At 54.6% G+C, this 13400-nt stretch carries 14 protein-coding genes; all 14 read left to right on the forward strand.

Going from position 1 to position 13400, the window contains the following annotated elements:
• The first annotated feature begins 227 nt into the window (after positions 1 to 227).
• The 14 genes from ACYVDM_RS17435 to ACYVDM_RS17500 all read left to right on the forward strand — a co-directional run bounded on the left by ACYVDM_RS17435 (position 228) and on the right by ACYVDM_RS17500 (position 13362).
• Positions 228 to 530, forward strand: coding sequence for an urease subunit gamma (locus ACYVDM_RS17435; protein WP_415791394.1), 303 nt, complete (start codon positions 228 to 230; stop codon positions 528 to 530).
• 16 nt (positions 531 to 546) lie between these two features.
• Positions 547 to 966, forward strand: coding sequence for an urease subunit beta (gene ureB / locus ACYVDM_RS17440; RefSeq protein WP_415791396.1), 420 nt, complete (start codon positions 547 to 549; stop codon positions 964 to 966).
• A gap of 32 nt (positions 967 to 998) precedes the next feature.
• A complete protein-coding gene (locus tag ACYVDM_RS17445; RefSeq protein WP_415791398.1) occupies positions 999 to 2717 on the forward strand; it encodes an urease subunit alpha in 1719 nt (572 codons plus the stop codon).
• A gap of 194 nt (positions 2718 to 2911) precedes the next feature.
• Positions 2912 to 3547, forward strand: coding sequence for an urease accessory protein UreE (locus tag ACYVDM_RS17450; RefSeq protein WP_415791400.1), 636 nt, complete (start codon positions 2912 to 2914; stop codon positions 3545 to 3547).
• Entirely contained in the window at positions 3519 to 4283 is a 765-nt protein-coding gene (locus ACYVDM_RS17455) for an urease accessory protein UreF (protein WP_415791402.1), read from the forward strand. The genes ACYVDM_RS17450 and ACYVDM_RS17455 overlap by 29 nt, the downstream gene beginning before the upstream one ends.
• A 25-nt stretch (positions 4284 to 4308) precedes the next feature.
• Positions 4309 to 4953: an urease accessory protein UreG gene (gene ureG, locus ACYVDM_RS17460; RefSeq protein ID WP_415791404.1), complete on the forward strand. Its 645-nt coding sequence runs from the start codon at positions 4309 to 4311 to the stop codon at positions 4951 to 4953.
• A gap of 11 nt (positions 4954 to 4964) precedes the next feature.
• Positions 4965 to 5900, forward strand: a complete 936-nt coding sequence (locus tag ACYVDM_RS17465; protein ID WP_415791406.1) for an urease accessory protein UreD — start codon at positions 4965 to 4967, stop codon at positions 5898 to 5900.
• Positions 5901 to 5919: 19 nt separating this feature from the next.
• Positions 5920 to 6900, forward strand: a complete 981-nt coding sequence (gene yut / locus ACYVDM_RS17470) for an urea transporter (RefSeq protein WP_415791408.1) — start codon at positions 5920 to 5922, stop codon at positions 6898 to 6900.
• A 68-nt stretch (positions 6901 to 6968) separates the two neighbouring features.
• Positions 6969 to 8213: an ammonium transporter gene (locus ACYVDM_RS17475; protein WP_415791410.1), complete on the forward strand. Its 1245-nt coding sequence runs from the start codon at positions 6969 to 6971 to the stop codon at positions 8211 to 8213.
• A gap of 93 nt (positions 8214 to 8306) precedes the next feature.
• Positions 8307 to 9968, forward strand: a complete 1662-nt coding sequence (gene nikA / locus ACYVDM_RS17480; RefSeq protein WP_415791412.1) for a nickel ABC transporter substrate-binding protein — start codon at positions 8307 to 8309, stop codon at positions 9966 to 9968.
• 5 nt (positions 9969 to 9973) lie between these two features.
• Positions 9974 to 10918: a nickel ABC transporter permease subunit NikB gene (gene nikB / locus ACYVDM_RS17485; RefSeq protein ID WP_415791414.1), complete on the forward strand. Its 945-nt coding sequence runs from the start codon at positions 9974 to 9976 to the stop codon at positions 10916 to 10918.
• Position 10919: 1 nt separating this feature from the next.
• Entirely contained in the window at positions 10920 to 11786 is an 867-nt protein-coding gene (gene nikC, locus ACYVDM_RS17490; protein ID WP_415791416.1) for a nickel ABC transporter permease subunit NikC, read from the forward strand.
• 2 nt (positions 11787 to 11788) lie between these two features.
• A complete protein-coding gene (locus ACYVDM_RS17495) occupies positions 11789 to 12571 on the forward strand; it encodes an ATP-binding cassette domain-containing protein (protein WP_415791418.1) in 783 nt (260 codons plus the stop codon).
• Complete coding sequence (locus tag ACYVDM_RS17500; RefSeq protein ID WP_415791420.1) at positions 12568 to 13362, forward strand: ATP-binding cassette domain-containing protein; 795 nt, start codon at positions 12568 to 12570, stop codon at positions 13360 to 13362. The genes ACYVDM_RS17495 and ACYVDM_RS17500 overlap by 4 nt, the downstream gene beginning before the upstream one ends.
• The last annotated feature ends 38 nt before the right edge of the window (positions 13363 to 13400 follow it).

The following is a 13400-nucleotide window of genomic DNA, read 5'->3' on the forward strand; positions in this document are numbered from 1 at the left end:
TTTTAATTGGTTCCATCATTCGTAACGGTTGTGATAGGGCGAGTCAAATCTCGCAAACTAATTTAGAATCGATGTAACTGTGTCAAACAAACCGCATCGAGGCGCTATGTCGCTTTGGCGTGCGCCAAACGATACGAAGTCCGGAGTCGCCTGCTTGCTGAAGGCATACGAACGTTTCAGCATGCGGGGCAGTCAACTGCACCCGTTAACCTAACAGGAGGTCGTCTATGCACTTCACCCCTCGGGAAGTCGACAAATTACTGATTTATATGTTGGCACAGGTCGCCCAGAGTCGTAAAGACCAGGGCTTGAAGCTGAATCATCCCGAAACGGTATCGCTGATTTCGGTCGCCGCTTTGAATGGCGCGAGGGAAGGAAAAAAACTTGAAGAAGTCATGGAACTTGCCAGACACGTCCTAACGCGTGAGGACGTGATGGAAGGGGTTCCGGAAATGATTCCCTATGTACAGGTGGAGGCGGTTTTCACCGATGGAAGCCGCCTTGTCACGGTTCACAACCCGATTGCCTGAGCGAAAGGAGCCACAAATGGAAAAGAACAAAAAGTCAGGCAAAGTTGCTGTTGGCGGAATTATATTCGGCAAAGGCGACATTGAATTCAACGCCGGGTACCCCGTCACGGAATTGACGGTTCGAAATACTGGGGATCGCCCTATCCAGGTGGGCTCGCATTTTCATTTTTTTGAGGTCAACTCATGGCTGGAGTTTGACCGCGAAAAGGCTTTTGGGATGCGTCTGAACATCCCCGCGACGACCGCACTGCGCTTTGAGCCGGGCGACGAAAAAAAAGTGAGCTTGGTTCCCTATCAAGGCAAGCAGCGTGTGCTGGGTTTCAACAACTTGGTGGACGGATGGGTGGGAGATGTCAACTACGACAGCTACCGTCCCCGCCTCACGGATGCCGTTGAACGGGCCGCACGCTACGGCTTCAAAAGCAAAGTCGACTGACTAAGCCTTTCACAAGATAGGGAGTGCACGAGATGGCAAAGATTTCGAGACAGCAGTACGCGGATCTCTACGGTCCCACCGTAGGCGACAAAATTCGCCTTGGTGATACGGATCTATACGTCGAGATCGAAAAAGATCTGCGTGTCTATGGCGAGGAGGCGGTATACGGTGGCGGCAAGACGCTGCGCGATGGAATGGGCTACGACAATGAGCTCACCAGTGCGGCGGGCGCCCCTGATCTGGTCATTACCAATGTGACGATTATCGATGGTGTGATGGGCGTCATCAAGGCCGATGTCGGGGTCAGGCAAGGCCGCATATGTGGTATCGGGAAAGCCGGCAATCCATCTACCATGTCGGGAGTTACGCCAGGGCTGGCGCTCGGATCCGCCACTGAAGCCATATCGGGCGAACATCTGATTCTGACCGCCGGCGGGATTGACGCTCACGTTCACTTCATCGCCCCGCAACAGGCTCAGGCGGCGTTGAGTAATGGCGTCACGACGCTGTTTGGTGGGGGCGTCGGGCCGACCGATGGCACCAACGGAACGACGATTACGCCGGGTACCTGGAATATCGAGATGATGCTTCGCTCATTCGATACGTGGCCCGTCAACGCCGGGGTGCTTGCTAAAGGGAACTGCTCAACATCTGCGCCCTTGGTCGAACAGCTGCACGCGGGGGCAATGGGCTTCAAAATACACGAGGACTGGGGGTCGACACCCGGAGCCATTCGTAGTGCGCTTTCAGTCGCCGATATCCACGACGTTCAAGTCTGCATTCACACTGACACGCTCAACGAGGCAGGCTTCGTCGAGAACACGATTGCGGCATTTGAAGGGCGAACGATCCACACGTACCACACTGAAGGCGCCGGTGGCGGCCATGCACCGGACATCATCCGCGTGGCATCGCTGTCCAATGTCATCCCCAGCTCTACCAATCCTACGTTGCCCTACGGGATCAACTCGCAGGCGGAACTGTTCGATATGACAATGATTTGTCATAACCTCAATCCGCGTATTCCGACGGACGTCGCCTTCGCCGAAAGTCGCGTGCGTGTGGAAACCATCGCCGCCGAGAATGTCCTGCACGACATTGGGGCGATCTCGATTCTCTCAAGTGATAGCCAGGCCATGGGGCGCGTGGGTGAAAACTGGACGCGAACCATTCAGACGGCACACCTGATGAAGCACAGGATGGGTGCTTATGACGGCGATCGATCGGGCAACGATAACCAGCGTGTGCTGCGATTTGTCTCCAAGGTCACCATCAACCCTGCCATCGCGCAAGGCGTCAGTCACGTTATCGGGTCAGTCGAAGTCGGAAAAATGGCAGATCTGGTTTTGTGGGAGCCAGCATTCTTCGGTGCGAAACCGAAATTAGTCATCAAGGGCGGCATCATTTCCTGGGCGCTGATGGGCGACCCTAATGCCTCACTGCCCACGCCGCAGCCGGTCATCTACCGACCGATGTTCGGCACGATGGGCTCGACGGTGTCCAAGACCCGCGTGACCTTTACATCGCATGCTGCGTTCGAAGACGGAATTGTTGATCGCTACCAACTCCAGTCCCAAGTCATGCCGGTCTACAACACGCGGTCGATCTCCAAGCAGTCTATGGTGAGGAATTCGGCTCAGCCGTCGATCGAAGTGAACCCCGAGACCTTCGCGGTCAAGGTCGACGGCAAGCATGCAACCATTGAGCCCGCCGAGACCTTGCCTTTGAACCAGCTGTATTTCTTTAGCTAAAGAGGTTCATGCATGCGGGCGTTGGATGGGATTGGGGGTCGGCGTAGGGGGGGTGAGATCATTGATCCGGTGGCAGATCGGAACGTCCATTGCAAGTCGCATTAACGCGCGTCTCAAGATCGGAGCGGTCTTCATCAACGTATCGGACGCGTTCTTCTTAGCCTATCTCGCAACCGCGTGTCTTTGGAGTAAATATGATTCTTGTAGAACGTGTCCTGGGCAATATTCATGAAGCCGAGTGGAAAGAAAAATCCGCAAAGGCGACAGTGGATTATCTCGTGCTCGAGCAATGGGAGGCACCCAAGAATCGTCTAAGAAAGGCAAGCGAAGGCGGCGTCGAGCTGGCGATATCGCTAGACAGAAGCCGGCACCTGCACAATGGCGATGTTTTGCACTTCGACGAGGCTAACAACGTACTCGTTGTGGCGAAGGTGTCTCTTAAAGAGGTCCTGGTAATAGAGCTCGAGAGCCTTGAGAAGCTGGCGCCGCAAGAGATTTTGCGCGCCTGTTTCGATCTCGGCCATGGACTGGGAAACCAACACTGGCCGGCTGTCATCAAGGGATCCACGGTTTATGTGCCGCTGTCGGTCGATCAGAGAATGATGGCCTCGGTCATGCGGACCCATGGCTTTCAGAACATCAAGACGCGTTTCGCTCCTGGCGAGGAGATTGCCGCCTTGCTCGATGCGAACGAAGTCCGGCTGCTGTTCGCAGGCGCTGACGCCACCCCACATCACCATCATCCCAAGGCCGCCGATCACGGGCATTCGCACAATCACGAGCATTCGCACGACCACCATCATGGGCATCATGAAGGCCATAAACATTGAGATGCCGGCTGAAATAAGTAGCGCTGGCACGGCCGGCATTTCCAGTCATGGCGCAATGCTGCGGCTGGCACGTCTGCTGCAGTTTTCCGACTCTACATTGCCAGTGGGCGCTTTTGCATTTTCCAACGGTCTGGAATCCGCGATACAGACAGGGGTGGTTTCCGATCGGGCAAGCTTGCATCAATTTGTTGAACTGGTGATCCGGCAATCGGCCAGGATGGATGGCGTCGCGTTCATCCACGCATACCGGGCGGTTCGCGATGCAGATTATGAGGGCGTCAGGCAGGCCGATGCAGCGCTCTGGCGCAGACGAGTCGGTCGAGAACAGCAGCAGATGCTGGCCAGAATGGGCAAAAAACTCGCCGAGCTCAGCTTAAAAATGGGAAACTTCCCCACTCTCGAAATTTGGCTGCAGGATATTAAATCGCAGATGACACCCGGATGCTTTCCGATAGGGCAGGCGATTTGCCTATCGCAACTTGGCGCCAGCGAACAGGAGGCGTTCGTTGTGCATCAATATGGGGTGGCTGCCATGGTATTGAGTGCGGCCGTGCGGCTGATGCGGATCGATCATATCGATACGCAGCGAGTATTGTTCGAGAGCCAAGAGCGCGTAGAGGAAGACTATCTTGCGGTCAAGGACCGCAAGCTCGATGAGATGTCATCGTTTGCGCCTGTTTTTGATGTGTTGGTTGCTCATCACACCCGAACACATCTGAGACTTTTCATGAATTGAACTTGTTGACCCGTTGGAGCGCTCTATGAAGAAAATTACGAGAATTGGCATCGGTGGGCCGGTAGGTTCCGGTAAGACGGCCGTCATCGAAATGATTACGCCGAGATTGATCGACATGGGTATCAAACCTTTGATCATCACGAATGACGTGGTGACGACCGAAGATGCCAAGCAGGTCAGACGGACATTAAAAGGCATTCTCGTCGAAGAGAAAATCGTCGGTGTTGAAACCGGGGCTTGTCCGCACACAGCCGTGCGCGAAGATCCATCCATGAACCTCGCGGCCGTCGAAGAGCTCGAGGAATCTTATCCAGACAGCGATGTGATCCTGATTGAGTCGGGCGGAGATAACCTGACGCTGACTTTCAGCCCGGCACTGGCGGACTTTTACATCTATGTGATCGACGTAGCGGGCGGCGATAAGATACCGCGCAAGAATGGCGCTGGGGTGTGTCAGTCAGACATTTTGGTCATTAACAAGACGGATTTGGCGCCGTATGTCGGCGCGAGTCTAGAGGTGATGGATCGCGATTCAAAGCTGATGCGGGGCAAGAAGCCGTTCGTATTTACCAACTGCAAGACAGGGGAAGGGGTCGAGTCGCTGATTGACTTGATTCTCGACATGGCGTTATTCGATGTCGAGGTCAGCCGTCCCGAACAGACGGTGTAGGGTCTTTCGCCATGGAATTGCATCCAGAATTGCGCAAACTCGATGATGCAACGGAACTGAGAGCGTTTCAGAGCGAGCCTGGGCAAATGCGAGCGGCTGCGCCGGGAAAAATCGGTGTTTTGCGCCTCGGATTTTCCATGCGGGACGGACGATCGATTCTCGACGAGCTGTACCGTGCCGCACCGCTGCTGGTCCAGCAGGCGCTTTACTGGGATGAGGCGATGCCCGAGCTGCCGATTTGCTCCATTATCTCGGTGGGCGGGGGCATTCTGCAGGGCGATCGCTACAAAATTGACATCACGGTGCGTAAAGGGGCTTGTGCGCAGGTCACTTCACAAAGCGCCAATAGAGTGCACCAGATGGATGCGAATTACGCATCTCAACATCAGACCGTTGTGCTGGAGGAAGAGGCCTATCTTGAGTACCTGCCGGATTTCACGATCCCCTACCGGGAATCCAGGTTTATCAACGTCACTGACTTGTTTGTTGCCGAGGACGCTGTAGCCCTTTATGGGGAAATGATGATGTCCGGGCGTAAGCATCATCACGTAGCGGAACGTTTCGGTTGCGATGTGTCGTCCATGGCGGTCAACGTCTACAGGCCGGACGGGTCCCCCCTTTTTTCTGAGAAGATTCTGATCGAGGCGCGAGACGCGACAGTAGAGTATCCGGCGGTGATGAAGGGATTCGACGCCTTCGCGAACATATTGCTGATCGCGCCTGCGGGCGTGCAGGACGAGGTCCTGGAGCGGTTTGAGCCCTTATTTGACTCGGTGAACTCTCGTGTAATTTCCGGCGTATCAACGTTGCCCAACAGCGCCGGATTGATGCTTAGAGCGGTAGGGGTCGAATCTTATGATGTCAGGGGTGAGGTAAGGCGTTTCTGGAAAACGGTCAGGCAAGCGGCCCGTGGCAAAACGTTGCCTGAAGAATTTCTGTGGCGGTAAAAACTCATTGGAGAAGGGTATGCACAATGCTCGTCCCGGTTTCGTAAGAGCATGCCTTAACGGAACTAGCCAAGTGTTCTTCATGGAGAATGCCTGGACTGGAGTGTTGTTCTTTATCGCGATCGGCTACAGCTCGTACGGCACCGGTGCGTGGGCCACGACGATCGGCGCGCTGATAGGCGTTGTCGTGGCTACTCTGACGGCCATTGCACTGATTGATGATGGCGACTCGATATCCGCGGGACTTTATGGATTCAACGGGATTCTCGTCGGGGCTGCGCTTCCCACATTGATCGAACCGTCTTCGCTACTGTGGTTCTACATCGCATTTGGTGCAGCCGCATCGACAGTAGTCACCGCGGCGCTTAGCGCCACGTTGACCAAAAGTTGGGGAATACCAGGCTCTACTGGCCCTTTTGTTTTGCTAGGGTGGCTCATGGTTGCGGGCGCATACTCATTTGGTGGTTTACAGGTCAGCTCGCTGGGGCCTGTGCTTGCAACGGATTACCTTCAGGGGGCTTCCATCATTCCATCCATCACCGAGCTGATCGAGATTTTTTTCAGGAACATTGCTCAGGTCTTTCTCTTGGGCAGCGCTGTCAGTGGCGCGATTATTTTATTGGGAATCTTCATTGCGTCGGTACGAGCGGGTATCGCCGCTTGTCTTGGCTCGATAATCGCAATCGTCGCTGCGATAGTGTTGCGTGCGGATCCGGCTTCAGTCTCCCAAGGGCTGTATGGCTTTAGCGCGGTACTTACGGCAATGGCAGTCGGTGCGGTGTTTCTCGCCCCTGGTTGGCGGGTTGCAGCCTACGCGGGACTGGCGACGATTTTGACCGTAGTCATACAAGGAGCGTTGGATGCGATCATGCTTCCTGATGGATTGCCTTCATTTACTATGCCCTATGTAGCGGTATTGTATTTATTCATGGCGCCGAAAAAACTGATGTCTCCTCATGGTCATGTAGGGACCTCATCGGACCACCTGCTTTCCGATTAATATCGTCTTTGAGTGCTCATATTCATTAAACAGTTCGACCATTAAAAATTAACTATAAGGATTGAATTATGTTGAATATTAATCCGGGTGACACCGCATTTGTACTCATCTGTACTGCGCTAGTGTGCATGATGACGCCGGCTCTCGCGCTCTTTTACGGCGGTCTCGTGAAAGAACGGGACATGATGTCAATCATGATTCAGAACTTTGTATGTATGGGCGTCATTGGAATTATCTGGGTTTTCGGCGGATTCAGCCTGGCATTTGGCCCCGATATCGCTGGGGTAATCGGAGACATCCGACCTTATTTTGGTATGTATCACATCGGCGTGGAGCCCAACTCGGCATACTCCGACAAGGTGCCATTCATCATGGTATTCGCCTATCAGATGATGTTTGCCATCATCGCCCCTGCGCTGATGACCGGCGCTTTTGTGGGGCGAATCCGGTTTGGTGGATATCTACTATTTATCTCACTCTGGACGATCATCGTCTACCTTCCCGCAGCCCACTGGATATGGGGGGGCGGTTTCCTTGCGAAGCTTGGCGTAGTCGACTTTGCGGGCGGTATTGTGATCCATACCGCGGCAGGTTTTTCGGCCTTGGCCACGGCTAAGTATCTTGGCAAGCGAAAGGCCGTTGTCGGCGAATCGAGATCCGACCCTGCCAGCATGCCGCTCGTTGCACTGGGCGCGGGCTTGCTGTGGTTCGGCTGGTTCGGGTTCAACGCCGGCGGGGCTTACGCAGCGGATGCGCTTGCCGCTTACGCTTTCACTAACACGATGCTCGCGGGCGCTGCCGCAATGCTGGTCTGGATGTTTTGGGAGTGGCGTAAAGAAGGCCGCGCGTCCTTTGAGGGGGTGCTGGTCGGAGCCGTGGCGGGTCTGGCCACCGTTACCCCGGCGGCAGGTTATGTCGAACCCATGTTCGGCCTGTTGATCGGCGCGATCGGGGCGACGGTGTGTTTTCATGCGAAGTATGTTCAAAGACTCCTTCGGATTGACGACACGCTCGAAGTCTGGCGCGCACACGGCGTTGGCGGAATGACGGGAGCGATCCTGATAGGGGTGTTCGCCAGCCCCCATATTAATGCGGTGGACGCCAGTCTGGCGCAGACGGGCGTTCAGGCGCTGGCCGTTATCGTCGTTGCTGCCTTCGCCTGGACGGCTACGGTTGTCATTCTCAAAATTATCGATACCTTGGGTATCTTGCGCGTACCGCCGGAGCTACAGGAGGCGGGACTCGACGCGCTGTATGGGGAGCGTGCATATGGACTTTGGGAGATGAACAGCAAGCGCCAAAAGATCGACTGAGCTGATCACACTTCCCGGTAGCTGATTCAATGCCATACCGCATTGAATCAGCCCGTTTTTTTACTAATCAGTATGACGATTTAGCGGAATTGTATGCACCGCAATGACAACCGAACGCAACTGATCACGGGGCCCATATTCATGCACCGGGATCGTTTCCTGGGCAACTTCCTGTTGACGTTCAAGTGGATTCGGCGCAGAGCAATACTGTTCTTGCTAGTGGCTGCAACATGTTCGAGCGCAGCCGCGTCAGACCACGAGTTGAGTTTTGCCTGGCCGGTGGATCTCGGCCCGCTTAATCCGCATCTATACGCTCCGAACCAGATGTTCGCCCAATCGATGGTGTTCGAGCCGCTGGTGAAGTATCGAAGCGATGGGAGCACAGTTCCATGGCTGGCCCGCAGTTGGACCGTGTCCGAGGATGGCCGTACGTATCGATTCAACCTGCGCGACGATGTGCGTTTTTCTAATGGTGAACAGTTCACCGCCCATACGGTGCAGGAAAATTTTCGGGCGATCCTCGACAACATTGACCGCCATAGATGGTTGGAGCTTGCGAATCAGATCAGGCGGTTCAAGGCGATTGACGATTACACGTTCGAACTCGAGTTGAAGAATCCGTATTACCCGATTTTGCAGGAGCTGGCGCTGGCGCGTCCATTCCGATTCATCGCGCCCTCACAGTTCGTAGATGGAGGCACTAAAAAAGGAATCAAAGCGCCAGTGGGAACCGGCCCCTGGAAGTTGGTGCAGTCGAATCTTGGACAAGACTATCGTTTTGAGCGCAACGAGGGATATTGGGGGGATAAACCGGCCTACGGTGCTGTCAAGGTCAAGATATTGCCTGATCCTAACAGTCGTTCCATCGCATTCGAGACCGGCCAAATCGACTTTCTATATGGTACGTCCGGCCCCATATCGCCGGATTCCTATGAGAGATTTTCTAAAAAGCCGGAATTGAGCGTTCAGCTGTCCGAGCCCTATCAGACCCTGACGTTTGCCCTGAACTCATCCCGGGGACCTACGGCCGATTTGAGCGTTCGCAAAGCGATCAATCACGCGGTAAACAAGGATTTGATCGTTCAAACAATACTCCACGGTACTCAAAAGAAGGCCGATACTCTCTTCGCGTCAAACGTACCTTATGCGGATATCCATCTGCAGCCGTACAAATTTGATCCTGAGTTGGCCGAGCGTATGCTCGAAACGGCGGGCTGGACACGTTCGGCGGCCGGCGCTATACGCGTACGAGGTGGGACCTCATTGGAAATCGATCTGGCTTTCATCGGAAATGATCCTGTTTCACGGTCGATCGCCGAGGTGGTGCAAGCTGATCTTGCGAAGGTGGGGATCGCTATCACGCTAATCGGCGAAGAAGAGAGCAGTATCTATGCTAGACAGCGGGATGGCCGCTTCGGGATGATATTCAATCGTACATGGGGCGCACCTTACGATCCCCACGCCTTCGTCAGCTCAATGAGGTTCCCCACGCATGCGGACTATCAAGCTCAGTCGGGCTTGCCCAGCAAGAAGCATATTGACGCGCTGATCGGTGAGGTATTGAGCAGCACAGACGAACAGCAGCGACAGGCGATATACCGTTCCATTTTGAGTGAGTTGCACGAGCAGGCTGTCTATTTGCCTCTGACTTATATCACGGCCATGGCATTGGCTCGGCCTGGTATCAGCAACATATCCTTCGGGGCCATGGCCAGCGACATACCGTTCGAAACCCTCCAGCCCGCCCCGGAATGATCTAAATGCTGCGATTCATTTTCTGGCGACTAGTCTGGCTGCCTCCGATGCTCCTGAGCGCCTCGCTGATCATATTTTTAGTGTTGAGGCTTGGGCCGTCAGATCCGGCGTTGGACTACTTGCGGTTGTCCAGTGTTCCGCCGACACCTGCAGCGATCGAGTCTGCTCGGGAGTTGCTTGGCCTTGATCGGCCAATATTCTCCCAGTATCTGGATTGGTTATGGAGAGCGTTGCATTTGGACTTTGGGATCTCTTACGCATCGCAGCGTCCCGTGCTTGCTGATGTTGTGCATTTTTTGCCTGCGACCTTACAACTGGCGGCAACGGCGCTCATCATCATGATGGCGTTTTCTATACCGCTAGGCATATGGGCGGCGCGATATAAGAACTCTTCCTTCGACCATATCGTGCGCTTGGTCGCCACTCTCGGCGTGTCCATGCCGAATTTCTGGCTCGGCTTTCTCTTGGTTCTTGTTTTTTCCGTGCACCTCGGATGGTTGCCTCCGATGGGTCGGGATGGCTGGAGCTACGTCATCATGCCGGCGGCGGCTGTCTCCTTCATGTCGCTCGCGATTAATGCGCGCCTGCTCAGGGCCAGTATGCTGGACGTATCAGGCCAGCGGCATGTGGCTTACGCGCGGCTTCGGGGGCTTTCCGACAGGGAAGTCGAGCGTCGCCATATCTTGCGTAATGCTTTACTGCCAGTGATTACGGCCACGGGTATGTACGTGGGCGAACTGATCGGCGGGACCTTGATTATTGAGAGTGTATTTGGCTGGCCGGGCCTCGGCCGATATGCAGTCACGGCGATTTTTAACAGGGACTACCCTGTCATTCAATGCTTTACGCTCATGATGGTTGTCATCTTCGTCCTTTGCAATCTGGTTGTGGACATTGTGTATGCGTCGGCGGACCCCAGGATTCGCGTATCGGCAAAGGGCGTCCACTGACATGACGACGGCCATTATCCATTCAGGGGCGATCTTTCAGTTTTGGCGAGGCAGCAACTGGTTCGTCCGTTTATGCGCGGTAATCGCAATGGCCTTTGCGATCATTGCCATCACGGGCACGGCCCTGGCGCCATACGACCCGAATCTGGTCGACCTTTCTAGCCGCTTGAAAGCGCCCGATCTTCATCATTGGCTAGGTACGGATCACCTGGGAAGAGACATGCTATCTCGCTTGATTTCAGGCGCGCGCATTTCATTAGGTACTGTAGCCGCCTGCCTGGGGTTGATACTTGTACTCGGAATCGCCATTGGCGGTACGGCCGCGTATCTGGGCGGCAGAGTCGACCAGACCATCATGCGTATTACGGATGTTTTCCTTGCGTTCCCGACTGTGGTTCTATCACTTTTCCTGGTTGGAGTACTTGGGATGGGGCTGGTCAACGTCATCATTGCAATCGTGTTATCCCATTGGGCATGGTATGCACGCATTGTGCGCGGCGTCGTACTGTCTTTGATCCATCGGGATTACATACTCGCCGCAAAAATGGCGGGATTAACGCGCCTCGAACTGTTTTTTAAGCACCTCCTACCAAGCACGTTTGTCCAATTGCTGGTACTGGCGACTTTAGACATTGGACACATCATGCTGCACGTGTCCGGTCTGTCTTTTCTGGGTCTGGGAGTGCGAGCGCCCACGGCTGAGTGGGGTGTCATGATTTCCGACGCGCGTCAGTATATCTGGACCGAACCGATGCTGATATTTTGGCCAGGCCTGGCGCTTTTCCTGAGTGTGTTGGCGTGTAATACGCTTGGTGACGCGGTCCGCGATGTTCTGGATCCTGCCGTACGTATGCAGCATGGGCATTAAAGATGAAGACTCTCACTGTCCGAGGTGTAACGGTTCAAACCCAAGTCGGCGGATGTCAGCATTTGCTGCTTGAGGATGTATCGTTTGAATTAAAAACAGGCGAAGTGCTGGCATTGATAGGGCAGAGCGGCTCAGGCAAATCCATGACTTGTGCGGCGGCATTGGATCTACTGCCCCCGGGTGTTCATAAAGTTAAAGGTTCGGTGGCGGTCGATGACGTCGTGCAACCTGCGGGCTTTATTCGGGGCCGGCTGGTTGCCAGCATCCTTCAGAATCCTCGCAGCGCTTTCAATCCGGTTCGCACTATCCGATCTCACGCATACGAAACGTTCAAAGCGCTCGGCTTCGATAAGCGATCCTGGACCCAACGAATTGAAGCGGCACTCATCGAGGCGGGTTTGAAAAATCCGGCACATCTCCTGAACCTTCACCCATTTGAAATGAGTGGCGGAATGCTCCAGCGTACGATGATCGCTCTTGCACTGGCCAGCGAGGCGCCTTTTTTGTTTGCGGATGAGCCGACAACCGATCTTGATCTCGTCGTGCAGCGGGAAATCCTGGACCTTCTCAATAGCATTCGGGCGAACCGAGGGCTGGGGATACTGATGGTCACCCATGATATGGGGGTAGTTGCCAGCCTGGCTGATCGCGTTTGTGTCATGCATGCCGGAAAAATCATCGAGCGAGAGCATACCGCTGAGGTGTTCTACCAGCCCAGGACCGCGACAAGTCGACTGCTGATTGACGCGCACTTGTCGCTTTACGAAAGGAAAAACGCAGCATGAGTTTGTTGAGAGCTCTGCAGATCAGCAAACATTTTCGCCAGCGGTCGGGCCCCTGGCAGTCCAGTGATCGGCCGATTCTTGACCAAGTTTGCCTATCCATAGGGTATGGGGAGACAATCGCGCTGGTCGGCAAAAGCGGGTGCGGCAAAAGTACGCTCGCGCGTATTCTGATGGGCTTGGAGTCGCCAAGCAGCGGTTACGCCATGTTTGAAGAGCAACGTGTGGATCCAAGGGACAAAGCATTGATGCGACGTCTATTTCTAAGTGTCCAGATGGTGTTTCAGGACCCGATAACCGCGGTCAGTCCCAGATATACGGTGGGAGAGATCATTTCCGAACCGCTTCGATTTCTAAAGCGCTTCACCCGGGTGCAGATACGTGAGCGTGTATCCGAGTTGTTGGCGGCGGTGCATCTGTCCGACCGCGATTATGACAAGTATCCTCAACAGATGAGCGGTGGCCAGCTGCAACGGGTATGCATTGCCAGGGCGCTGGCGCCGGGCCCGCGGTTGATTATCCTGGATGAAGCCGTCTCGAATCTGGACCTGCACTTGCAGATTCAGATACTCGATTTATTCTCGGAGTTACAGCATAGCCAGGACGTGTCCTATCTATTCATCTCCCATGACTTACGGCTGGTGGAAAGATTCTGTACGAAAGTGTTGATCATGGATGAGGGAAGAATTATCGAAGCCGCGTCGGTCCAAAGCCCTTTGTTCTTGAAATCGAGACAAGGCAGGGCCCTTACCGACGCCATCTTGCCGGCTTTTCCTGTGTCGCTCGCAAGTTGACTCGAGCATAGCCCCCCAAGGCACTTGAGGACGGCTGT

Source organism: Bordetella tumulicola (assembly GCF_054779135.1).

Bases quoted from the DNA above. Each gene is read 5' to 3' on its own strand.
- ACYVDM_RS17500 (WP_415791420.1), top strand. From the start codon at position 12,568: ATGAGTTTGTTGAGAGCTCTGCAGATCAGCAAACATTTTCGCCAGCGG.
- nikA (WP_415791412.1), top strand. From the start codon at position 8,307: ATGCACCGCAATGACAACCGAACGCAACTGATCACGGGGCCCATATTC.
- ACYVDM_RS17495 (WP_415791418.1), top strand. From the start codon at position 11,789: ATGAAGACTCTCACTGTCCGAGGTGTAACGGTTCAAACCCAAGTCGGC.
- ACYVDM_RS17465 (WP_415791406.1), top strand. From the start codon at position 4,965: ATGGAATTGCATCCAGAATTGCGCAAACTCGATGATGCAACGGAACTG.
- ACYVDM_RS17445 (WP_415791398.1), top strand. From the start codon at position 999: ATGGCAAAGATTTCGAGACAGCAGTACGCGGATCTCTACGGTCCCACC.
- yut (WP_415791408.1), top strand. From the start codon at position 5,920: ATGCACAATGCTCGTCCCGGTTTCGTAAGAGCATGCCTTAACGGAACT.
- ACYVDM_RS17455 (WP_415791402.1), top strand. From the start codon at position 3,519: ATGGGCATCATGAAGGCCATAAACATTGAGATGCCGGCTGAAATAAGT.
- ureB (WP_415791396.1), top strand. From the start codon at position 547: ATGGAAAAGAACAAAAAGTCAGGCAAAGTTGCTGTTGGCGGAATTATA.
- nikC (WP_415791416.1), top strand. From the start codon at position 10,920: ATGACGACGGCCATTATCCATTCAGGGGCGATCTTTCAGTTTTGGCGA.
- ACYVDM_RS17435 (WP_415791394.1), top strand. From the start codon at position 228: ATGCACTTCACCCCTCGGGAAGTCGACAAATTACTGATTTATATGTTG.
- nikB (WP_415791414.1), top strand. From the start codon at position 9,974: ATGCTGCGATTCATTTTCTGGCGACTAGTCTGGCTGCCTCCGATGCTC.
- ACYVDM_RS17450 (WP_415791400.1), top strand. From the start codon at position 2,912: ATGATTCTTGTAGAACGTGTCCTGGGCAATATTCATGAAGCCGAGTGG.
- ureG (WP_415791404.1), top strand. From the start codon at position 4,309: ATGAAGAAAATTACGAGAATTGGCATCGGTGGGCCGGTAGGTTCCGGT.
- ACYVDM_RS17475 (WP_415791410.1), top strand. From the start codon at position 6,969: ATGTTGAATATTAATCCGGGTGACACCGCATTTGTACTCATCTGTACT.